Annotated in this window: 21 protein-coding genes; 16 read left to right on the forward strand and 5 right to left on the reverse strand. The window is 70.7% G+C overall.

Annotated elements, in window-relative coordinates; translation table 11 throughout:
* The first annotated feature begins 118 nt into the window (after positions 1–118).
* The 9 genes from ABZ098_RS41150 to ABZ098_RS41190 all read left to right on the forward strand — a co-directional run bounded on the left by ABZ098_RS41150 (position 119) and on the right by ABZ098_RS41190 (position 7428).
* Positions 119–724 (forward strand): riboflavin synthase, encoded by a 606-nt coding sequence (locus ABZ098_RS41150; RefSeq protein ID WP_284438082.1) that lies wholly within the window; start codon positions 119–121, stop codon positions 722–724.
* A complete protein-coding gene (locus ABZ098_RS41155) occupies positions 721–1362 on the forward strand; it encodes a nicotinamide mononucleotide transporter family protein (RefSeq protein WP_356599498.1) in 642 nt (213 codons plus the stop codon). Before ABZ098_RS41150 ends, ABZ098_RS41155 begins: the two co-directional genes overlap by 4 nt.
* Positions 1359–2648, forward strand: coding sequence for a bifunctional 3,4-dihydroxy-2-butanone-4-phosphate synthase/GTP cyclohydrolase II (locus ABZ098_RS41160; RefSeq protein WP_356599500.1), 1290 nt, complete (start codon positions 1359–1361; stop codon positions 2646–2648). Before ABZ098_RS41155 ends, ABZ098_RS41160 begins: the two co-directional genes overlap by 4 nt.
* Positions 2649–2672: 24 nt before the next feature.
* Complete coding sequence (ribH, locus tag ABZ098_RS41165; protein ID WP_007380641.1) at positions 2673–3158, forward strand: 6,7-dimethyl-8-ribityllumazine synthase; 486 nt, start codon at positions 2673–2675, stop codon at positions 3156–3158.
* Between the two features lie 34 nt (positions 3159–3192).
* Entirely contained in the window at positions 3193–3465 is a 273-nt protein-coding gene (locus ABZ098_RS41170; protein WP_020117406.1) for a phosphoribosyl-ATP diphosphatase, read from the forward strand.
* A gap of 45 nt (positions 3466–3510) precedes the next feature.
* Complete coding sequence (hisG, locus tag ABZ098_RS41175; RefSeq protein ID WP_356599503.1) at positions 3511–4368, forward strand: ATP phosphoribosyltransferase; 858 nt, start codon at positions 3511–3513, stop codon at positions 4366–4368.
* Between the two features lie 14 nt (positions 4369–4382).
* Positions 4383–4841: a PH domain-containing protein gene (locus tag ABZ098_RS41180; RefSeq protein ID WP_356599505.1), complete on the forward strand. Its 459-nt coding sequence runs from the start codon at positions 4383–4385 to the stop codon at positions 4839–4841.
* Between the two features lie 179 nt (positions 4842–5020).
* Entirely contained in the window at positions 5021–6355 is a 1335-nt protein-coding gene (locus ABZ098_RS41185; protein ID WP_356599507.1) for a hemolysin family protein, read from the forward strand.
* Complete coding sequence (locus tag ABZ098_RS41190; protein ID WP_356599509.1) at positions 6352–7428, forward strand: hemolysin family protein; 1077 nt, start codon at positions 6352–6354, stop codon at positions 7426–7428. Before ABZ098_RS41185 ends, ABZ098_RS41190 begins: the two co-directional genes overlap by 4 nt.
* An 81-nt stretch (positions 7429–7509) precedes the next feature.
* Here the strand turns inward: ABZ098_RS41190 and ABZ098_RS41195 are convergent, their stop codons facing one another.
* Both ABZ098_RS41195 and ABZ098_RS41200 read right to left on the reverse strand, forming a co-directional pair.
* Positions 7510–9375: an AAA family ATPase gene (locus ABZ098_RS41195; RefSeq protein ID WP_356599511.1), complete on the reverse strand. Its 1866-nt coding sequence runs from the start codon at positions 9373–9375 to the stop codon at positions 7510–7512.
* Between the two features lie 433 nt (positions 9376–9808).
* Positions 9809–10429, reverse strand: a complete 621-nt coding sequence (locus ABZ098_RS41200; RefSeq protein WP_356599601.1) for a hypothetical protein — start codon at positions 10427–10429, stop codon at positions 9809–9811.
* Between the two features lie 233 nt (positions 10430–10662).
* On the opposite strand from ABZ098_RS41200, the gene ABZ098_RS41205 reads away from it, so the two are divergent.
* The 3 genes from ABZ098_RS41205 to ABZ098_RS41215 all read left to right on the forward strand — a co-directional run bounded on the left by ABZ098_RS41205 (position 10663) and on the right by ABZ098_RS41215 (position 13031).
* Entirely contained in the window at positions 10663–12021 is a 1359-nt protein-coding gene (locus ABZ098_RS41205; protein ID WP_356599513.1) for a peptidase C39 family protein, read from the forward strand.
* A gap of 140 nt (positions 12022–12161) precedes the next feature.
* A complete protein-coding gene (locus tag ABZ098_RS41210; protein WP_107092806.1) occupies positions 12162–12302 on the forward strand; it encodes an SCO1431 family membrane protein in 141 nt (46 codons plus the stop codon).
* Between the two features lie 66 nt (positions 12303–12368).
* Complete coding sequence (locus ABZ098_RS41215) at positions 12369–13031, forward strand: TetR/AcrR family transcriptional regulator (protein ID WP_356599515.1); 663 nt, start codon at positions 12369–12371, stop codon at positions 13029–13031.
* A 70-nt stretch (positions 13032–13101) separates the two neighbouring features.
* Here the strand turns inward: ABZ098_RS41215 and ABZ098_RS41220 are convergent, their stop codons facing one another.
* The gene (locus ABZ098_RS41220; protein WP_356599517.1) at positions 13102–14334 is read right to left on the reverse strand and encodes a glycoside hydrolase family 18 protein; all 1233 of its coding nucleotides are present in this window, start codon (positions 14332–14334) and stop codon (positions 13102–13104) included.
* Between the two features lie 342 nt (positions 14335–14676).
* On the opposite strand from ABZ098_RS41220, the gene ABZ098_RS41225 reads away from it, so the two are divergent.
* Positions 14677–15849 carry an acyl-CoA dehydrogenase gene (locus ABZ098_RS41225; protein ID WP_356599519.1) on the forward strand — a complete coding sequence of 391 codons (1173 nt, stop codon included), beginning with the start codon at positions 14677–14679 and terminating at the stop codon, positions 15847–15849.
* Here the strand turns inward: ABZ098_RS41225 and ABZ098_RS41230 are convergent.
* Both ABZ098_RS41230 and ABZ098_RS41235 read right to left on the reverse strand, forming a co-directional pair.
* Positions 15812–16048: a hypothetical protein gene (locus ABZ098_RS41230; RefSeq protein WP_356599521.1), complete on the reverse strand. Its 237-nt coding sequence runs from the start codon at positions 16046–16048 to the stop codon at positions 15812–15814. The two genes, ABZ098_RS41225 and ABZ098_RS41230, sit on opposite strands and share 38 nt — an antisense overlap.
* 408 nt (positions 16049–16456) lie before the next feature.
* Positions 16457–16888 (reverse strand): hypothetical protein, encoded by a 432-nt coding sequence (locus ABZ098_RS41235; protein WP_356599523.1) that lies wholly within the window; start codon positions 16886–16888, stop codon positions 16457–16459.
* Positions 16889–17156: 268 nt separating this feature from the next.
* On the opposite strand from ABZ098_RS41235, the gene ABZ098_RS41240 reads away from it, so the two are divergent.
* From ABZ098_RS41240 to ABZ098_RS41250, 3 genes are all read left to right on the forward strand, one after another.
* Entirely contained in the window at positions 17157–17597 is a 441-nt protein-coding gene (locus tag ABZ098_RS41240; protein WP_006136660.1) for an Lrp/AsnC family transcriptional regulator, read from the forward strand.
* Between the two features lie 111 nt (positions 17598–17708).
* Complete coding sequence (locus ABZ098_RS41245) at positions 17709–19304, forward strand: amidohydrolase (protein WP_356599525.1); 1596 nt, start codon at positions 17709–17711, stop codon at positions 19302–19304.
* A 549-nt stretch (positions 19305–19853) separates the two neighbouring features.
* Positions 19854–20648, forward strand: coding sequence for a polyprenol monophosphomannose synthase (locus ABZ098_RS41250; RefSeq protein ID WP_356599527.1), 795 nt, complete (start codon positions 19854–19856; stop codon positions 20646–20648).
* The last annotated feature ends 42 nt before the right edge of the window (positions 20649–20690 follow it).

Here is a 20690-nt window from a genome sequence, read left to right on the forward strand (position 1 = left end):
CCGTTCGTCCTGAGGGACGAGTGCGTCCGGCGTCGCCCCCGGTGTTCCCGCTCGTCCATTCTGTCGTCATCGACAGCCCCGGAGTCCGTGCCCCCATGAGGCAGGGAGGACCCGGGAAGTGTTCACCGGAATCGTCGAAGAGCTGGGCGAGATCACCGCCGTCGAGAACCTCGGCGACGCCTGTCGCTTCCGACTGCGCGGCCCCGTCGTCACCGAGGGCGCGAAACACGGGGACTCCATCGCCGTCAACGGCGTCTGCCTCACCGTCGTCGACCACGAGGGCGACGAGTTCACCGCCGACGTCATGGCCGAAACCCTCGACCGCTCCAGCCTCGGCGCCCTGGGCGTCGGCTCCCGCGTCAACCTGGAGCGCCCCACCGCCGTCGGCGCGCGCCTCGGCGGGCACATCGTGCAGGGCCACGTGGACGGCACCGGCGAGGTCCTGGAGCGCAAGCCCTCCGAGAACTGGGAGATCATCAAGATCTCGCTGCCCGCGGACCTCTCCCGCTACGTCGTGGAGAAGGGCTCCATCACGGTCGACGGCATCAGCCTCACCGTCGTGGACGCCGGCCCCGACTACTTCACCGTCAGCCTCATCCCCACCACCCTCGCCCTGACGACGCTCGGACTCAAGCAGCCCGGCGCCCCGGTCAACCTCGAGGTCGACGTCGTCGCCAAGTACGTCGAGCGCCTGCTCGCGAGCAGTCAGGGGGCCGGGAAGTGAACTCCCTCAACACCGAGGCCTTCACCCTGTTCGGCCAGCACATCCTCTGGTCGGACATGATCGGCAACATCCTCGGTCTCATCGCCCTCGCCCTCGGCTGGCGCCGCAACCTGTGGAGCTGGCCGGTGCAGTTCGCCTCCGGCCTCATCCTCTTCGGCGCCTTCTACGGCCACCTCACCGGCAGCGCCGGCAAGCAGGCCGTCGTCATGCTCGTCGCCCTGTACGGCTGGTGGCAGTGGAACCGCAACAAGGGGCAGTCCGGCGACGGCCACATCGCCCCGCGGTTCGCCACCTGGGCCGAACGCGCCGCGATGATCGGCGCGGCCGCCGTCGGGACCGTCGCCGTCGCCCTCCTCTTCAAGGCCTACCCGAGCCTGTCCTGGGATCCCTGGCCGGACGCCTACATCTTCGTCGGCACCATCGTCGCCATGTACGCCCAGGCCCGCGGCATGGTCGAGTTCTGGTTCGCCTGGCTCCTCGTCGACCTCGTCGGCGTCCCCCTGAACTTCGCCAACGGCTACGCCTTCTCCGGCTTCGTCTACGTCATCTACGGTGCGCTCGTCCTGTGGGGCATGCGCGACTGGTGGCTGCGCTCGCGTCAGTCCGCGCGGCCCGTCATGGAAGGAGCGCCGGCATGACCGCCGCACCCATTCTTTACAGCACCGACGGGTTCGAGGACTTCGCGCTGGACCCCGTCGAGCAGGCCATCGCCGACATCGCGGCCGGCCGCCCCATCGTGGTCGTCGACGACGAAGACCGCGAGAACGAGGGCGACCTGGTCGTCGCCGCCGAGAAGATCACCCCCGAGATCGTCGCCTTCATGATGAGCGAGTGCCGCGGCCTGATCTGCGCCCCCATGGAGGGCGACGAACTGGACCGGCTCAAGCTCCCGCAGATGGTCGACGACAACACCGAGTCGATGAAGACCGCGTTCACCGTCTCCGTGGACGCCTCCGGCGCGCACGGTGTGACCACCGGGATCTCGGCCGCCGACCGCGCGACCACGCTCCGGCTGCTCGCGAGCGGCGACGCCGACCACACCGACTTCGTCCGCCCCGGCCACATCTTCCCGCTGCGCGCCAAGGACGGAGGCGTCCTCACCCGCAACGGCCACACCGAGGCCGCCGTCGACCTCGCCCGCCTCGCGGGACTGCGCCCGGCCGGCGCCATCGTCGAGATCGCGGGCGAGGACGGCCGGATGCTGCGCCTCCCCGAGCTGATCCCCTTCGCCCGCAAGCACGGCCTGACGATCATCTCCATCGAGGACCTGATCGCCTACCGCCGCACCAGCGAGCCCACCGTCCGCCGCGAGGCCGAGACCCGGCTGCCCACCGCCCACGGCACCTTCACGGCGTACGGCTACCGCTCCACCGTCGACGGCGTCGAGCACGTCGCCCTCGTCCACGGCGAGATCGGTGACGGCGAGGACGTCCTGGTCCGCGTCCACTCCGAGTGCCTCACCGGGGACGTCTTCGGCTCCCTGCGCTGCGACTGCGGCCCCCAGCTCGACGCCTCCCTGGAGCGCATCCAGGAAGAGGGCAGGGGAGTGGTGGTCTACCTGCGCGGCCACGAGGGGCGCGGCATCGGCCTGCTCTCCAAGCTGCGGGCGTACGAACTCCAGGAACAGGGCCACGACACCCTCGACGCCAACCTGGAGCTCGGCCTGCCCGCCGACGCCCGGGACTACGGGGCGGGCGCGCAGATCCTGGAGGACCTCGGGGTGCGCAGCCTGCGCCTGATGACCAACAACCCCGACAAGTCCGACGCCCTCCTGCGCCACGGCCTCAAGGTCACCGGGCGGGAGCCGATGCCCGTACAGGCGGGCGAGCACAACCTCCGCTACCTGCGCACCAAGCGGGACCGGATGGGCCACGACCTGCCCTGGCTGGACACCACCCCGGTGTCCACCTGCAGCAACCAGTAAGCACTTCGAGGAGAGTCTGAGAACGTGAGCGGCAAGGGTGCACCGGAGCTGTCCGTACGCAACGTGGGTGACCTCAGGGTCGCCGTCATCGCGGCGCAGTGGCACGAGAAGGTGATGGACGGACTGGTCGACGGCGCCCTGCGCGCCCTGCACGACCTGGGCATCGACGAGCCGACCCTCCTGCGGGTCCCCGGCAGCTGGGAACTCCCGGTCGTCGCCAAGGTCCTCGCGGGCCGCGGCTACGACGCGATCGTCGCCCTCGGTGTCGTCATCCGCGGCGGCACCCCGCACTTCGAGTACGTGTGCCAGGGCGTCACCCAGGGCCTCACCCAGGTCTCGGTCGAGACCGGCGTCCCCGTCGGCATGGGCGTCCTCACCTGCGACACCGAGGAGCAGGCCCTCGACCGGGCCGGCCTCGAAGGCTCCAACGAGGACAAGGGGCACGAGGCGGTGACCGCCGCGGTGGCCACGGCGGCCACCCTCCGCTCAGTATCTGAACCGTGGCACTGACGAAGGTGTCATTTGGCATAGGCTGAGCGACACCATGTCCAATAAGACGTTCGAGGAGCTCTTCACCGAGCTCCAGCACAAGGCCGCCAACGGCGATCCCGCCACCTCCCGCACCGCGGAGCTGGTCGGCAAGGGTGTCCATGCCATCGGCAAGAAGGTCGTCGAAGAGGCCGCCGAGGTCTGGATGGCCGCCGAGTACGAGGGCAAGGAGGCGGCCGCCGAGGAGATCTCGCAGCTGCTCTACCACGTCCAGGTGATGATGGTCGCGCGCGGGATCTCCCTCGACGACGTCTACGCCCACCTGTAAGCCAGTCGCCGAAAACCACCCCTGAGAGCAAAGGAAGCCGACCTCATGCTGCGCATCGCCGTCCCCAACAAGGGTTCCCTGTCAGGCCCTGCGGCGGACATGCTGCATGAGGCCGGCTACCAGCAGCGCCGCGAGTCCAAGGAACTGCGGATCGTCGACCCGGTCAACGACGTGGAGTTCTTCTACCTCCGCCCCCGGGACATCGCGATCTACGTCTCCTCCGGTCGGCTCGACATCGGCATCACCGGCCGTGACCTGCTGATCGACTCCGGTGCCGACGCCGAGGAGATCCTCCCGCTCGGCTTCGCCCGCTCCACCTTCCGCTTCGCCGCCAAGCCGGGCACCGCGAACGGCGTCGAGGACCTGAAGGGCAAGACGGTCGCCACCTCCTACGAGGGGATCGTCGCCGGACACCTCGCCGACAACGGCGTCGACGCCGCCGTCGTCCACCTCGACGGTGCCGTCGAGACCGCCATCGAGCTCGGCGTCGCCGAGGTCATCGCGGACGTCGTCGAGACCGGCACCAGCCTGCGCAACGCGGGCCTGGAGGTCTTCGGCGAGCCCATCATGAAGTCCGAGGCGATCGTCATCCGCCGCACCGGCGCCGACGGCGACGAGGCCACGGAGCCGAAGGTCCAGCAGTTCCTGCGCCGCCTCCAGGGCGTCCTGGTGGCCCGGACGTACGTGATGATGGACTACGACTGCCGGGTCGAGCAGCTCGAGAAGGCCGTCGCGCTCACCCCCGGGCTGGAGTCCCCGACCGTCTCCCCGCTGCACAACGAGGGCTGGGTCGCCGTCCGCGCGATGGTCCCCGCCAAGGAGGCGCAGCGGATCATGGACGACCTGTACGACATCGGCGCGCGGGCCATCCTGACGACGGCCATCCACGCCTGCCGCCTCTGAGGGAAGTGCCGCAGATGTCCTCCGAACCACCCACCCTCCCCGTCACCTTCCGGCCGGGCCGCACCCGTGCCGTGCTGATCACCGCGGGTGTCGCGATCTTCGTGACGATCACGGTGATCGCGCTCCTGCTGGAGCAGCTCGGCCCGGGCGAGCGCCTGAGCTTCATCTTCACGGCGGCCCTGCTCGCCGGGGTGCTGTTCCTGCTGGCGCGGGTCAAGGTCGTCGCCGACGAGTCCGGTGTCACCGTCCAGAACATCGCCGGCCGGCGGCATCTGGAATGGGCCGAGATCATCCAGGTGAACCTCCGCCCGGGCGACCCGTGGGTGTTCCTCAACCTCAGCGACGGCACCAGCCTGCCCGCCCTCGGCATCCAGCCGGGCATCGCGAAACAGCAGGCCATTGCCGACGCGAAGGCCCTGCGGGCGCTCGCCGAGGCCCGCTCCACAGCCCGCTCCGACGAAGATCAGGGCTGACTCAGGGGCTTCCACCCTGCCGCAGTCGGCCTTGTCTTGATTAATCTGTTGGCGGAGGCGTTTTCCTTGCGCCTCCGCCTCTCGTTGTTCCTGCTACCCGAGGAGTGACTCCCTCCAGCGATGGACGGATCGTCCTGTAGTACCTGCGCCGCCCCCTCCCGACATATCGAGGCGGCGGCATGACCATCCCCCTGCTCCTCCTGGGAGCGGCGTTCCTGCTGATTCTCGCGAACGGCTTCTTCGTGGCGGCCGAGTTCGGCCTCGTCACCGTCGAGGCCACCGACGCCGAGAAGGCCGCCGCGGAAGGCGACCGACGTGCCCGCAGGGTCGCCGAGTCGCTCAAGGAGCTGTCGTTCCAGCTCTCCGGCACCCAGCTCGGCATCACCATCACCTCCCTGGTCGTCGGCATGCTCGCCGAACCGGCCCTGGCGGAACTGCTGCACGGCCCGTTCACGGCCGTCGGCGTCCCCGAGGGCGCGGTCTCCGGTGTCGCCGTCGTCGTCGGCATGCTGCTGGCCTCGGCCGTGCAGATGGTGATCGGCGAGCTCGTGCCCAAGAACTGGGCGGTGTCCAAGCCGATGCAGGTCGCCCGCTTCGTCGCGGGCCCGCAGCACGCCTTCGCCCGTCTGTTCCGGCCGGTGATCGCCGCCCTGAACGCGGTCGCCAACCGCCTCGTCCGCGCGCTCGGCATCGAGCCCGCCGACGAACTGGCCTCCGCCCGCACCCCGGGCGAACTGGTCTCCCTGGCCCGCCACTCCGCGCAGGCCGGCACCCTGGAACAGGACACCGCGGACCTCTTCGTGCGCACCCTGTCGCTCGGCGAGCTCACCGCGCAGCACGTCATGACCCCGCGCGTGAAGGTCAGCTCGCTCCAGGCCTCGGCCACCGCCGAGGACGTCGTCAACCTCACCCGCGCCACCGGCCTGTCCCGCTTCCCGGTCTACCGGGAGAAGATCGACGAGATCGTCGGCATGGTCCACCTCAAGGACGCCCTGGCGGTCCCGGTGCAGGACCGCCTGCGCACCCCCGTCGGGCGGATCGCCCGCCCGGCGCTGCTGGTGCCCGAGACCCTCCCGGTCCAGCCCCTCCTGGCCCAACTGCGCAGCGAGCAGCCCATCGCCGTCGTCGTCGACGAGTACGGCGGCACGGCCGGCGTGGTCACTCTGGAGGACATCGTCGAGGAGATCGTCGGCGAGGTCCGCGACGAGCACGACGGACAGGACGTCCCCGAACTCGCCGCCGCCCCGCCCGAGGACGGCCGCCTCGCCTGGGACGCCGACGGCAGCTGCCGGGTCGACATCCTCCAGCGCATAGGCCTCGACGTGCCCGAGGGGCCGTACGAGACCGTCGCCGGGCTGGTCGCCGACCTGCTCGGCCGTATCCCCGCCGTCGGCGACCGGGCCGAGCTGCCCGGCTGGCGGCTCACCGTCCGCCAGGTCGGGCACTACCGCGCCGAGCGGGTCCGCCTGGTCCGCACGGTCCCCGCGGTCAACGTCATGGAGGCCGCCCGATGAGCGTGCTCCAACTCCTCTTCGCCGCGCTGCTCGTGCTCGCCAACGGCTTCTTCGTCGGCGCCGAGTTCGCGCTGGTCTCCGTGCGCCGCAGCCAGATCGAACCGCTCGGCACCGCGCGGGCCCGCCAGGTCCTGTACGGCCTGGAGCGGCTGCCCCAGATGATGGCGGCGGCCCAGTTCGGCATCACGGTGTGCTCACTGACGCTCGGCGCGGTCGCCGAGCCGACGGTCGCGCACCTGCTGGAACCGGTCTTCGAGTGGGTCCACCTGCCGCACGGCATGATCCATCCGCTCGGCTACGTCATCGCCCTGGCCGCGGTGGTCTTCTTCCACCTCGTCATCGGCGAGATGGTCCCGAAGAACCTCGCGATGGCGGCCCCGGAGAAGGTCGCGCTGTGGCTCAGCCCCGGCCTGGTGTACTTCGCCCGCTTCTGCCGGCCGATCACCATCGCCCTCGGCGCCTGCGCCCGGGCCATCCTGCGGCTCTTCCACGTCGAGCCCAAGGACGAGGTCGAGGCGGTCTTCACCAGCGAACAGCTGAACCGGCTGGTGGAGGACTCCGGCCAGGCGGGTCTGCTGGACCCCGAGGAGCAGGAACGCCTGGAGGACGCGCTGGAACTGGGCTCGCGCCCCGTGACGGACGTCCTGCTGAAGCGTGAGTCCCTGGTGACGGTGCGCCCCTCGGTGACCCCGGGCCAGATCATCGAGCTCACCGGCCGTACCGGGTACTCACGCTTCCCGGTCGCCGCGGAGAACGGCGCCTTCATGGGGTACCTGCACGTGAAGGACGTACTGGATCTGGAGGACTCGCAGCGGGCGGTGCCCCAGCAGATCTGGCGCCCGATGACGAAGCTGCGGTCCGATCTGCCGCTGGACGACGCCCTCACCGTGATGCGCAGGGCGGCGACTCACCTCGCCCAGGTGGCGGACGGGTCCGGGAAGGTGCTGGGCCTGGTCGCGTTGGAGGACGTACTGGAGCTGCTGGTCGGTGAGGTACGGGACCCGGCACACCGGGAGCTGCCGGAGGTTCGGGTCACCGAGCCCCGGAGCAGCGAGGAGGCGCTGGCGTCGTAGGGGTCGCGGCTCCCCGCGCCCACTGCTTTTCAGGGGCGCGGGGAACTGCGCGAGAAGCCCCACCGGCCCGCAGCCGACCGACTACATCGCCGACGGATCCTGCGGCCCCCGCCCCGACAGAACCTCTCCGTACGCCTGCATCAGATCCGGCAGCCGCAGTGTCGACAGGTCGTCCCGCGTCAGCGTCCCCGGATACACGGACAACCGAAGATCCCGGTACGCGCAGCTCTTCTCGTAGAGCGTGCGCAGGAACCGCCCGTTGCCCAGTTCGTCGATCCACCCCTGGTCCACCACGTGCCCGGCGATGGAGCGCAGCTCGTCCAGGGCCTCCTCGTCCCAGACGTCCCCGTTCTCCGCCGCCAACACCTCGCCGATGGAGGTGAGTTCGAGGGGCCGGTAGGACGGGAAGTCCACGCGGGTCGTGAAGCGGGACGACAGACCGGGGTTCGCGGCCAGCAGGCGGTCCATGCCCTCCGGGTATCCGGCCAGGATCACGACCAGGTGGTCCCGGTTGTCCTCGGCGCGCTTCAGCAGGACCTGGAGCGCCTCGTCGCCGTACGCGTCTCCCTTGCCGTAACCGGAGTTGGAGAGCGAGTAGGCCTCGTCGACGAACAGGACCCCGCCCAGCGCCGAGTCGATCAGTTCGTTCGCCTTGACCGCCGTCTGGCCGAGGTACTCCCCGACCAGGTCGGCCCGCTGGGCCTCGACGAGATGGTCGCCGCCGAGCAGTCCGAGGGCGTAGAAGACGCGGCCCAGGATGCGGGCGACCGTGGTCTTGCCGGTGCCGGAGGGGCCGGAGAAGACGAAGTGACGTTTGGGCGGCTGGACGGGCAGACCCTGGCCGGCGCGCAGGCGGGCCATGTTCAACTGGGCGGAGAGCGCCTTGACCTGGCGTTTCACCGGCTCCAGTCCCACCATGCGCTCCAGTTCGGTGAGCGCCTCCTCCAGTAGGACGGGATCGGTGGGCCCCGCGGGCAGCGGTCCCGCGGGAGCGCCCGACCTCTCGCGTCCGGCCGGGGCGGTCATCGAGGGCAGCGGACCGGTGGGCGGCGGCTCCGGGTCGGAGAGCTTCAGCTCCCGCCCCTCGACGCCGAAGAGCGGGTCGATCCCGTCGGGGCCCTCCAGCACGTCCTGGCCGAACCCGGTGAGCGTGATCGCCGCGAGGTCGGCCGGATCGTCGTACCCGTCGCCCTCGGCGATCGCCGCGAGCCGGGCCGAGGTGTCCATGAAGGCGGGGTCGACGCGGTGCACGGCCCGGTAGAGGGGGAGCGCGGCGGCGGACCTGCCCGTGCCCTCGTGCGCCCGGGCCAGCCAGTACCGCAGCTCCTTGCGCTGGGGCTGTTCGCTGCGGCAGCGCATCAGGGCCGCCGAGAGCAGGGGCTCGGCCTGTCCGTACATCTCCAGGCGGACCCGGGCCATACCGCCGAACAGGCCGGCCTCGATGCCGAGCATCGGGTCGTCGATCAGCGGGTCGGTGTGCCGGACCAGCTGTTCCCAGTCCTTGACCAGATAGGCGCGGCAGGCGTGCAGGAAGCGGACCTGGTGGTCGGTGTCCACCGGGGGCAGTCCCGCGAGGGCCCGGTCCAGCTCGGGGACGTGGCGTCCGTCCAGCCAGTGCGAGGCGTGCGCGAGCAGCAGGTCGCGCGGGCTCTCCAGGACCGGTTGTACCCACCAGCCCAGCCAGTACCAGGAGTTGAGGGTGCGTCGGTGGCGGGCGCGCTGTTCGCCGAAGCGCTCGCGGTGCCGGAACATCCTGAGCAGCGCGGTCGTCGTGTCGACGCGCAGCGCGTGCAGTCCGAGCCAGCCGTCGGCCATCCCGGGGTCGATGTGCACCGCGGCCCGGAACTCCTCCTCGGCCTGCGGATAGGCGCCCATCGTGTAGGCGTCCACACCTCGCAGCCAGGCGAGGTCGGCCGGGGCCTCGGGGCCCTGCGTGCCGAAATCCATCACGTCCCCCACAAACCGTGCCCCCGTGGTTTCACCGACCGGGCCCACGCCCGGTGGCCGCCTTCGTCCAACCGCTGTGCCGCGGACCGGAGTTGCAACGGTGCGCAGAGCAGTCGTCCGTAGGTCGCACCGAGGGCATCGTACCTGCGGAGGTGTCGCCCGCCGTAGGGTGCCGCACGGGCCGTTTGGCGAGGTGGGAGCAGATGAGGCGCACCGCGGGTGGTGACCGAGGGTGAGCGAATCGCGCCTCACAGCGTCCGGAAATCCGTGTGAGGGCAGAACGAAGCCCCCGATCACGGGGGAACAACCGGGGGCTTCGCGACTGCGGGCGGCTTCGAACGGCCGCACATTCAGAACGTAAGACCTGTACGGCCCCTCGGTCAAGCGGAGTTGGGCGACTGAGGCAAGTTCCTACCGGTGGGTCTTCACAGGTTCAACACATCGCCGCTGGGCCGTCACCGTGCGTGACACCGTGGTCCGGTCCAATGGTCCCGGCGGGCCCTTTGGCGATCTCGTATCCCTTCTGACACTGCCGTACCAGGAGGTCGGCGAAGGGCCGGGAAGGGTCTTCGGCGAAATGCCGCTGTTCCGCCACGACCCATCGGTCCCAGAACTCGCCCAGTTCCGACCCGTCCCGGGAGCGGCCGCGCGCCCAGGACTCCTCGCGGGGCAGTTCCATCCACAGCAGCCGCGCCAGGTGCGGCCGCAGCGCGCGCCGGCCGGCGCCCACCCCCTCCAGGAGGATCACCGGTGCGGGCGGCAGGGCGCGGGACGGCCCGAAGCGCCGGGCGTGCCAGTCGTAGACGGCGTAGTGCGCGCTCTCGCCGCGGCCGAGCGGGGTGATCACCTCGCTCAGCAGCCGCCCGGTCCAGTCGAACAGTTCGTCGTGGCTGGCGATGTCGTCGAGGTGCAGCACCGGCGCGCCACCGAGGGCGTCGGCCAACTGCCCGCAGAACGTGGACTTTCCGGAACCGGCGTGCCCGTCGACACCGATCAGACGGACCGGGCCGCAGGACGGGGGGAGCCGGCGGAGCCGGGAGGCGAGGAAATGGATGACGGTTCCTGGAGGCGCTCATACGGACGGGCGGTCGGGCCCGTCCAGTCTAGTGAGGGGCCCGTGCCCGCCGCCGGAACCGCGGCCTCCCAGGTCATGCCAGTGGACGAGACCAATATTCATGGGCGTGGCATGGGCGGAAGTGCTGGCAGGAGCATGCCGCCTCCTCCATAGTTGGCGCACAACCGTGCATTGGCCCGACCCGAATCGGACACCTGGGGGTCCTCCCGCTCATGAGCAGAGCCGAACAGCCGTCCCGCAGAACCGTTCTGGCCGTCGCGGTCGCCGCCGCGGTGGCAGGCAGCACGGGGTCCGCAGCCGCCGGCAACATGGCCGTCGCGGAACCCGACGAGACCGCCGGCCGCCCCGTCGACAACCACGCCTGGATCACCTACAGCGACTGGCGCGCCGGCACCGCCCACGGCACCCGTGCCGTCGCCGGCAACCGCCCCGGCGTCGTGATCGGCGCCCCCGCGGGCACCACCGAGTACACCGACCCGCACACCGGGACCACCGCCACCTGGGAGTACGCGACCTGGACCTCCCCGGTCCACGCGCTCACGGTGCCCTCGACGGAGGTGATCGCCTCCTGGAACGCGCACACCCCGGCCGGCACCTGGATCCAGATCGAACTTCAGGGGACGTACTCCGACGGCACGGCCACCCCCTGGTACGTCATGGGCCGCTGGGCCGCCGGTGACGGGGACATCAAGCGGACCTCGGTCGACGACCAGACCGACGACAAGAGCACGGTCTGGACGGACACCTTCGCGATCGACGACCCCTCGACCGGGCTGCGCCTGGCCTCGTACCGACTGCGGCTGACCCTGTACCGCAAGCCCGGCGCGAAGAACACGCCGACCGTCTGGCGGCTCGGCGCGATGGGCTCGGACGTCCCGGACCGCTTCACCGTCCCGGCCTCCGCGCCCGGTCTCGCCAAGGAGCTGATCGTCCCGCGCTACTCGCAGGAGATCCACGTCGGCCAGTACCCGGAGTACGACAACGGCGGCGAGGCCTGGTGCAGCCCCACCTCCTCGCAGATGATCATCGAGTACTGGGGTGGCCGGCTCACCAAGGAGCAACTGGCCTGGGTCGACCCGTCGTACGCCGACCCGCAGGTCTGCCACGCGGCCCGGTACACCTACGACTACCAGTACGCGGGCTGCGGCAACTGGCCGTTCAACGCGGCCTACGCGGCCACCTTCAAGGACCTCCAGGGCGTGGTGACCCGGCTCGGCTCGCTCACCGACCTGGAGACCCTGATCGCGGCCGGCATCCCGGCCATAACGTCCCAGTCGTTCCTCAAGGAGGAGCTCACGGGCGCCGGTTACGGCACCTCCGGGCACCTCATGACGGTGATCGGCTTCACCGCCGAGGGCGATGTGATCGCCAACGACCCGGCCTCGCCGAGCGACGAGGCGGTGCGGCGCGTCTACAAGCGGCGCGAGTGGGAGAACATCTGGCTGCGCACCAAGCGCTACAACGCCAGTGGCAAGGTCGTCTCCGGCACCGGAGGCGTCTGCTACCTGTACTTCCCCGCCTGTCCGACCCCGCGCCAGCGCAAGGCGCTCGCGGCGGTGGGCGTGCGCTGAACCGTCCTCGCGCGGCCCCCGGCATCCGTTCGGGGGCCCCGCGCTGTGAGCAAGGTCTCGGCCGCAAAAGCCACCAGAAGTGGCAAGGTGGACGGATCGGCGGGGGAGTCCGACCAGTACATCGAGATCAGCGAGACGCCATGACCGCACACTCTGCCACCGCCGCCCGCGCCCGTACCGGCGGCCCCGAGGACCACGGTCCGAAGATCCTCGAACATGTCGCGGGCTGGACCCTCGTCGCGGTGATCGCGATGCTCGTCACGCAGCTCGGTCTCCTGTGACCTGACCCATAGGTGACCTGACATACTGCGGATGTCCCGCCGCCAGCCCGAGATCAGGGTCCAAACGTGAATATCAGCGATCAGCGTGAAGCCGCCCGGCCGCGGGCTCGCGGCACCGAGCGCTCGGTTGCGCGCCGCGCCGAACTCATCGCCATCGGGCGGAAGTTGTTCGCGGACACGTCCTACGACGCGCTCTCCATGGACGACATCGCCAAGCAGGCGCATGTCGCCAAGGGGCTGATCTACTACTACTTCCAGTCCAAGCGGGGCTACTACCTCGCGATCATCCAGGACTCCGTCGCCGACCTGGTCACCTACGCGGCGAGCGGTCTGGAGATGGGGCAGGTGGACCGCGTCCAGCGCACCCTGGACAGCTATCTGCGCTACGCCGAACACAACCAGGCGGCCTACCGCACCGTCGTCAGCGGCGGTGTCGGTTTCGACGCCGAGGTGCACGCCATCCGGGACGGGGTGCGGGAGGCGATCGTCGCGACCATCGCGGAGGGGGCGTACGGCCGTACCGACATCTCCCCGCTGGCCCGCATGGGCCTGCTCGCCTGGGTGTGCAGCGTCGAGGGCGCCACCCTCGACTGGATCGACCGCCCACCCCAGCTCTCCCGCGACACCATGCGCGACCTGCTGGTGAAGACGCTCGGCGCCTCGATGCGCGCCATCGAGGAGCTGGACCCCGCCTACCCGGCCCCGGAACCGGCCCGCCGCGACGGCTGACGGGCGGACCGGTCGGGGCGGTCGGGGCGGAGACTCGTGGTTCCCCGCCCCAACCGCTGCTCTCCTTGGGTCAGTTGATCGCCTTGATCAGCTCGCCGCCCGAGGTGTCCCCGCTCAGCTCCCAGAAGAAGGTGCCACCCAGGCCCTGCTGGTTCTTGTACGTCATCTTCGTGGCGATGGTCGCCGGGGTGTCGTAACTCCACCAGTTGTTCCCGCACTTGGCGTACGCCGTGCCGCCCACGGTCCCCGTCGCCGGGCACTTGGACTTGAGCACCTTGTAGTCGTCGATGCCCTGCTCGTACGTGCCCGCCGCCGGACCTGTCGCGGTGCCGCCGGGCGCCGACTGGGTCACGCCGGTCCAGCCGCGGCCGTAGAAGCCGATGCCGAGCAGCAGCTTCGAGGCAGGGATGCCGAGGCCCTTGAGCTTGGCGATGGTGGCCGAGGTGTAGTAACCCGCCCTGGGAATACCGGAGTAGGAGTTCAGCGGCGAGTGCGGAGCCGTCGGCCCCGCCGCGTCCCAGGCGCCGAAGTAGTCGTACGTCATCGGGTTGTACCAGTCGACGTACTGGGCCGCGCCCGCGTAGTTCGCCGCGTCGATCTTGCCGCCGGCCGTGGCGTCCGCGGTGATCGCGGCGGTGACCAGCGAACCGCTCCCGAACTTCGAACGCAGCGCCGCCATCAGGTTCTTGAAGGCTTCCCGGCCGCTGGTGTCACAGGTGTTGCCGCAGGCGTTCGGGTACTCCCAGTCGATGTCGATGCCGTCGAAGACGTCGGCCCACTTGGAGTTCTCGACCAGGTCGTAGCAGGACTGGGCGAACGCGGCGGGGTTGCGGGCGGCCTCGCCGAAGCCGCTCGACCAGGTCCAGCCGCCGAACGACCAGATGACCTTCAGGCCCGGATGCTTCTTCTTCAGCTCGCGCAGCTGGTTGAAGTTGCCCCGCAGCGGCTGGTCCCAGGTGTCCGCCACGCCGTCCACGGACTCGGCCGCCGTGTAGGTCCGGTCGGTCGCCGCGTAGGCGTCGCCCATCGCGCACTTGCCGCCGGTGACGTTGCCGAAGGCGTAGTTAATGTGGGTCAGCTTCGCCGCCGAGCCCGAGGTCTCGATGTTCTTGACGTAGTACTTGCGGTCGTAGGTGCCCCATTCGGTGAAGTAGCCGACGACCTTGGAGCCAGCTGCCTTCACGCGTGGGGCCTCGGGTGTCGCGGTCGCGCTGCTCGCGCCCGCCAGCAGGCCCGCGCCGAGGACCGCGCAGCACGCGGCGGAGATAAGCGCCCGGAAGCGGGCGCGGTGGGGAAAGTGCATCGGTGTCTCCTCGTGGGGGAGAGGGAAACGCCAGCCGATTGGCATGAACGCGATGAAGCGCTGCCGGAACAGTAGGAGGACTAGACCACCTCGTCAATGGTTCGGACCAATCTCGGGCCGATTCGAGGACGGTTGTCGGTGCCCTGGGATATCTTGAAGTAAGCGGTCGTTAACCAGTGACCGGGTGTCTCCTTTCGGGCATACTCACAGGGCGCAGCCGCTGGTCAGCAGCTTCCGTGACCCGGGAGCCGCGAGCAGCGACCGGCGCCCAGTGAGACCTGCGGAGCCGCCCCACCCCACGGCGTGCGCCCGCCAGCGCCCTACAGGGAGGAGAGCGTCGCCATGCCCGACCGCGCCCCGCAGCCGGTGGACCGGCAACTGCCCACGGAGGAGGCCCGGGACCTGATCTCGCTCGTCCGCGACATCGCGCAGCGTGAGATCGCCCCCAAGGCGGCCGAGGAGGAGGACGCAGGGCACTTCCCGCGCGAGGTCTTCACCCTGCTCTCCCGGACCGGACTGCTCGGTCTGCCCTACGACTCCGAACACGGCGGCGCCGACCAGCCGTACGAGGTCTACCTCCAGGTCCTCGAGGAGCTGGCCGCCGCCCGCCTCACCGTCGGCCTCGGCGTAAGCGTGCACACCCTCGCCTCGTACGCCCTCGCCACCTACGGCACCAAGGAACAGCGGGTCGAGCACCTGCCCGCGATGCTCGGCGGGGGACTGCTCGGCGCCTACTGCCTCTCCGAGCCCTCGTCCGGTTCGGACGCCGCCTCGTTGCGCACCAGAGCGATCCGGGACGGCGACGAGTGGGTGATCACCGGCACCAAGGCGTGGATCACCCACGGCGGGGTCGCCGACTTCTACACCGTCATGGCGCGCACCGGTGAGGAGGGACCGCGCGGGATCACCGCGTTCCTGGTGCCGGCCGACGCGGACGGCGTGAGCGCCGCTGCGCCGGAGAAGAAGATGGGCATGAAGGGCTCGCCCACCGCCCAGGTCCACTTCGACGGGGTGCGCGTCCCGGACGGGCGGCGCATCGGCGAGGAGGGACAGGGATTCGCCATCGCCCTGTCCGCGCTCGACTCCGGACGGCTCGGTATCGCGGCCTGCGCGATCGGAGTGGCCCAGGCGGCCCTCGACGAGGCGGTCGACTACGCGACCGGGCGACAGCAGTTCGGGCGGCCGATCGCCGACTTCCAGGGGCTGCGCTTCATGCTCGCCGACATGGCGACCCAGATCGAGGCGGGCCGGGCGCTGTACCTCGCGGCGGCGCGGCTGCGCGACGCCGGACGGCCCTTCGCCAAACAGGCGGCCATGGCCAAGCTGCACTGCACCGACACCGCGATGAAGGTCACCACCGACGCCGTCCAGGTCCTCGGCGGCTACGGCTACACCGCGGACTTCCCGGCCGAGCGGTACATGCGCGAGGCCAAGGTCCTGCAGATCGTCGAGGGCACCAATCAGATCCAGCGCATGGTCATCGCCCGTCACCTAGCGGGTCCGGAGACGCGCTGAACTGACCGGGCCTGACCTGCGGCGCCGCGAGCCGCACCCACTCCGGGTCGTGGCGCCCCGGCAGAGTGCGCCCGCCGCTCGCCCAGGTGCGCATCAGGTCCCGGTAGATGGGCGGGTCCTGGGGTGGCGGCGGCGCCGGACGGAAGGGTGACGGGTTCGGCGGAACCGATTCTGCGACCGGTGCATACGTACGGGTCATACCGGGACAACGCGGAAGCCGGCGGCCGGGTCACGGTGCCCGCAATCGAGCGTGAGTTCACGGCCGTCCAGCGGAACGTCTCTGGGTTGGAGCGGAGTTCCTGGAGGTGCCCGGTGCGGTAGACGCGCTGTGCCGTCACGTCACGCCCCAACTCACCTACGCAGACTGGGTGGTTGGCGGACACATCCGCTGCACCAGCGCCTGAGGCTGCCTCGGTCCGCTGCAACAGTGGTTCACCGTCCACGACTTCGGGCAGCTCGCCCTCAACGGTCCTGCGGGGCACCGCCGTTCGTCCAGCCGCCGCATCTCGTCTTGGGCTCCGCCTCGCGGGACCCGGACGTACTGATCTGCACCACGGCAGCCTGCGAGCCATGGTGCAGGGCAGCTACTGGGATCGAGCGAGACCGCTCAGGCGGCCTGACGGCGCATCACCGGTACGCGCATGGGGCGCGACCCGGGGCCACCGACGTGCGAGAACGGCTGGGTCCGCCAGTCGAGTCCCTGAGGGAGCGTCAACAGCAGGGCGGTGTCCTGCTCCTGGGGCTCGGCCGACTCGTCCGCCGACCGGGCCTCGGAGGCCTTGCGGCCCGTACCGGCGCAGACGGTGAGGCCGAACGGATTCCACGGCGAGGCGCACAGCGCGTGCTCCGGCAGCACCTCCTCGTCCGCCAGCAGGGCGATGGGCTGGGCGCAGTCCGGGCAGATCACCCGGTACATCTCGAAGGTGTCGTAGGTGTCGAACTCGTCGTCGAGAGCGTCCGGTTCGACGCCCTCCGGCTCGGACTCGACAACCGCCAGGCGCTTGGGCGCGGTACGACCAGGACGCTGAAGACTCTGCATTGGGTTCTCCCCCTCGGGCTGGGCCGTGAAGGCGCTGCGGCCTCGACCACAGCAAGCACTTCCCGTCCCGTCATGGCGGTAATCACGAGAACATCACGGAGGCCTTCACAGGGGTGTGGCCTTCGTCACATGCCCCTCGCAGATGCCCGTGGCGGTCGTTTTCTCCCCCAGGAGGCGCACAGGTGCCCCCCGGTCACATCACGAACCGGGCATGACCTGGGCCGCTCAGGTATCCGAGGAGATCAGGCGCACTGTAGGTTCTTGCGCCATGGAGGAGCTGGACCGACAAATCGTGCAGCTGCTCGTCAAGGACGGGCGGATGAGTTACACGGACCTGGGCAAGGCCACGGGCCTGTCCACCTCGGCCGTGCACCAGCGGGTGCGACGGCTGGAGCAGCGTGGTGTCATCCGCGGGTACGCCGCGGTGGTCGACCCCGAGGCGGTGGGCCTGCCCATGACCGCCTTCATCTCGGTGAAACCGTTCGACCCCAGCGCCCCCGACGACATCGCGGACCGCCTGGCCGGCGTTCCCGAGATCGAGGCGTGCCACAGCGTGGCGGGCGACGAGAACTACATCCTGAAGGTCCGGGTGGCGACGCCGCACGAACTGGAGGAGCTGCTGGCTCGCGTGAGGTCGCTGGCGGGGGTCTCGACCCGCACGACGGTCGTGCTGTCCACTCCGTACGAGGCCAGGCCGCCGCGCATCTGATCTCACGGGGCTCCTCAAGGGCGCGGGGAGCCGCGCGACCAGCCGCAACGCACCGGCCCCGGCGATCGACCCGCACCCCTGCGGCGTGAGGCCCCCTGCGAAACTGTCCCCATGAGTGAACCGAAGACCGTCCTCCTCCGTCGAGGCGAGGTACACAGCCCCGCCGACCCGTTCGCCACGGCGATGGTCGTGGAGCGGGGCCAAGTCGCCTGGGTCGGCTCGGAGGGCGCCGCCGACGCCTTCGCGGACGGTGTCGACGAGGTCGTGGACCTGGACGGAGCTCTGGTCACCCCCGCGTTCACGGACGCACATGTGCACACGACCGCCACCGGCCTCGCCCTCACCGGTCTCGACCTCTCCGACGCCACCTCCCTGGACGCGGCCCTGCGCCTCGTACGGGACTTCGCGGCCGCCCGCCCGAACGACCGGGTGCTGCTCGGCCACGGCTGGGACGCCTCCCGCTGGCCCGGCGGCCGCCCGCCCACTCGTGCGGAACTCGACGAGGCGACCGGCGGTCGACCGCTCTACCTCAGCCGTATCGACGTCCACTCGGCGGTCGTGACGACGGCGCTCCTCGACATGGCGTCCCTGGGTCCCGTGGACGGCCCCCTCACCGCCGACGCCCACCACGCCGTCCGCGCCACGGCACTCGGCTCCGTCACGCCCGCCCAGCGCGTCGAGGCCCAGCGCGCCGCCCTCGCGCACGCCGCCTCCCTGGGCATCGGCAGCGTTCACGAATGCGCAGGTCCCGAGATCTCCTCCGAGGAGGATTTCACGGGGTTGCTGCGGCTCGCGAGCGAGGAGCACGGCCCGAGGGTGGTCGGGTACTGGGCCGAGCGGGCCGACGAAGGCGTTGCCAAGGCGCGTGAGCTCGGCGCGCTCGGCGCCGCCGGAGACCTCTTCGTCGACGGCGCCCTCGGCTCCCACACCGCGTGCCTGCACGAGCCGTACGCCGACGCCGACCACACCGGGCTCGCCTACCTGGACGCCGCCGCCGTGGCCGCGCACGTCATGGCCTGCACCGAGGCGGGCCTCCAGGCGGGCTTCCACGCGATCGGCGACGCGGCGGTGACCGCGGTGGTCGAAGGCGTCCGCGCCGTGGCGGACAAGCTCGGCCTCGCCCGTGTCCGGGCCGCCCGGCACCGCGTCGAGCACGTGGAGATGCTCACCCCCGAGGCTCTCGCCGCCTTCGCCGAGCTCGGTCTGACCGCGTCCGTCCAGCCCGCCTTCGACGCCCTGTGGGGCGGCGAGGACGGCATGTACGCCCGTCGTCTGGGTCGGGAGCGGGCGAGCCGTCTGAACCCCTTCGCGGCCCTCCTGCGGGCCGGGGTCCCGCTAGCCTTCGGCTCCGACAGCCCCGTGACCCCCCTCGACCCGTGGGGCACGGTCCGCGCGGCCGCCTTCCACCGCACCCCCGAGCACCGCGTCTCCGTGCGCGCCGCCTTCACCGCGCACACCCGCGGCGGCTGGCGGGCGATCGGCCGGGACGACGCGGGCGTCCTGGTGCCCGGCGCCCCCGCCGACTACGCGGTCTGGCGCACCGGCGAACTGGTCGTGCAGGCCCCCGACGACCGGGTCGCCCGCTGGTCCACCGACCCCCGCTCCGGCACCCCCGGCCTGCCCGATCTGACACCCGGCCGTGACCTGCCCGTCTGCCTGCGCACCGTGGTCGGCGGACGGACCGTCTTCGTACGGCCGGGCGAGTGATCTACGGGGGTGGCGCGGCGGTGATCGCCCGCCGCCCCGCTGTCGCGCGACCTGCGCATCCTCCGCCCTGACCAGGGCGTTGGCGGAAGAGGCGCAGGTCGAACGACTGTTGACAGCCGACGGCAGGGGGCCGGTAGGTTCGGCCGGGTCCACCACCGGACGCCCGACCGGGGAACCGCCGCCCAGTCGCCGCAGCGCCGCTGGGTCAGGGACGGTGTGCCGCACCGGAGCACCGCCACTGGGAGCCAGGCTCAGCGCTCGCGCCACGGCGAGGGAACGTTCCGTCCGGCCGGGGAGGTGTGACCCGGGTGGGGCCCGGGAGCTCAGTAGACAACGGCTTTCGGTCGACCCGCAGCCAGCGGGCCCCAGGTCGGCCCGAAGGGCGCCGGGCCCCCATCCGCAGAAGAGCGGAAATTCGCCCCGTCGGCCGAAATATGTACTCTTACCCCGCTCTTGAGGAAACGACACCAGCATACGAACGCCTTGTCACGTCATCGCAGGCCGTGCGCACTATGGTGGACGCCTGCGCATTGACTCGAAGGGGCAGCGGTGAACGACGGCGACGGGACCCACACGGGCCAGGAGAGGCGGTTCGGTCCGCTCGGCACGACGTTGGTGATCATTCCGACCTACAACGAGGCGGAGAACATCAAGGCCATCGTCGGCCGGGTGCGGAAGGCCGTCCCGGAGGCGCACGTCCTCGTGGCCGACGACAACAGCCCCGACGGCACCGGCAAGCTCGCCGACGAACTGGCCGTGGAGGACGACCACGTCCAGGTCCTGCACCGCAAGGGCAAGGAGGGCCTCGGCGCCGCCTATCTCGCGGGCTTCCACTGGGGCCTGGAGCACGGTTACGGCGTCCTGGTCGAGATGGACGCCGACGGCTCCCACCAGCCCGAGGAACTGCCCCGGCTGCTGACCGCCCTCAAGAGCGCCGACCTGGTCCTCGGCTCCCGCTGGGTGCCCGGCGGCCGGGTCGTGAACTGGCCCAAGTCCCGCGAGTTCATCTCCCGCGGCGGCAGCCTCTACTCGCGCGTCGCCCTCGACCTGCCCCTCCGTGACATCACGGGCGGCTACCGCGCCTTCCGCCGCGAGACCCTCGAAGGCCTCGGCCTCGATGACGTCGCCTCCCAGGGCTACTGCTTCCAGGTCGACCTCGCCCGCCGCGCGGTCAAGTCCGGCTACCACGTCGTCGAGGTGCCGATCACCTTCGTCGAGCGCGAACTCGGCGACTCCAAGATGAGCCGCGACATCCTCGTGGAGGCCTTGTGGCGGGTCACCACCTGGGGTGTGGGGGAGCGGGTCGGCAGGATCACCGCGCGGGGAAAGCGCCCGCAGCCCTAGCCCTACGGCCTCACAGGCGTGGTTGATCGTCCCCTTACGCCG

It is taken from the genome of Streptomyces sp. NPDC006335 (genome assembly GCF_040612795.1).
GTDB lineage: Bacteria > Actinomycetota > Actinomycetes > Streptomycetales > Streptomycetaceae > Streptomyces.

Coding starts and splice junctions, on each gene's coding strand:
- ABZ098_RS41230 (WP_356599521.1), bottom strand. CDS start 16,048: ATGACCCGTACGTATGCACCGGTCGCAGAATCGGTTCCGCCGAACCCG.
- hisG (WP_356599503.1), top strand. CDS start 3,511: ATGCTGCGCATCGCCGTCCCCAACAAGGGTTCCCTGTCAGGCCCTGCG.
- ABZ098_RS41210 (WP_107092806.1), top strand. CDS start 12,162: ATGACCGCACACTCTGCCACCGCCGCCCGCGCCCGTACCGGCGGCCCC.
- ABZ098_RS41225 (WP_356599519.1), top strand. CDS start 14,677: ATGCCCGACCGCGCCCCGCAGCCGGTGGACCGGCAACTGCCCACGGAG.
- ABZ098_RS41195 (WP_356599511.1), bottom strand. CDS start 9,375: ATGGATTTCGGCACGCAGGGCCCCGAGGCCCCGGCCGACCTCGCCTGG.
- ABZ098_RS41185 (WP_356599507.1), top strand. CDS start 5,021: ATGACCATCCCCCTGCTCCTCCTGGGAGCGGCGTTCCTGCTGATTCTC.
- ABZ098_RS41245 (WP_356599525.1), top strand. CDS start 17,709: ATGAGTGAACCGAAGACCGTCCTCCTCCGTCGAGGCGAGGTACACAGC.
- ABZ098_RS41205 (WP_356599513.1), top strand. CDS start 10,663: ATGAGCAGAGCCGAACAGCCGTCCCGCAGAACCGTTCTGGCCGTCGCG.
- ABZ098_RS41170 (WP_020117406.1), top strand. CDS start 3,193: ATGTCCAATAAGACGTTCGAGGAGCTCTTCACCGAGCTCCAGCACAAG.
- ABZ098_RS41190 (WP_356599509.1), top strand. CDS start 6,352: ATGAGCGTGCTCCAACTCCTCTTCGCCGCGCTGCTCGTGCTCGCCAAC.
- ABZ098_RS41240 (WP_006136660.1), top strand. CDS start 17,157: ATGGAGGAGCTGGACCGACAAATCGTGCAGCTGCTCGTCAAGGACGGG.
- ABZ098_RS41180 (WP_356599505.1), top strand. CDS start 4,383: ATGTCCTCCGAACCACCCACCCTCCCCGTCACCTTCCGGCCGGGCCGC.
- ABZ098_RS41160 (WP_356599500.1), top strand. CDS start 1,359: ATGACCGCCGCACCCATTCTTTACAGCACCGACGGGTTCGAGGACTTC.
- ABZ098_RS41235 (WP_356599523.1), bottom strand. CDS start 16,888: ATGCAGAGTCTTCAGCGTCCTGGTCGTACCGCGCCCAAGCGCCTGGCG.
- ABZ098_RS41220 (WP_356599517.1), bottom strand. CDS start 14,334: ATGCACTTTCCCCACCGCGCCCGCTTCCGGGCGCTTATCTCCGCCGCG.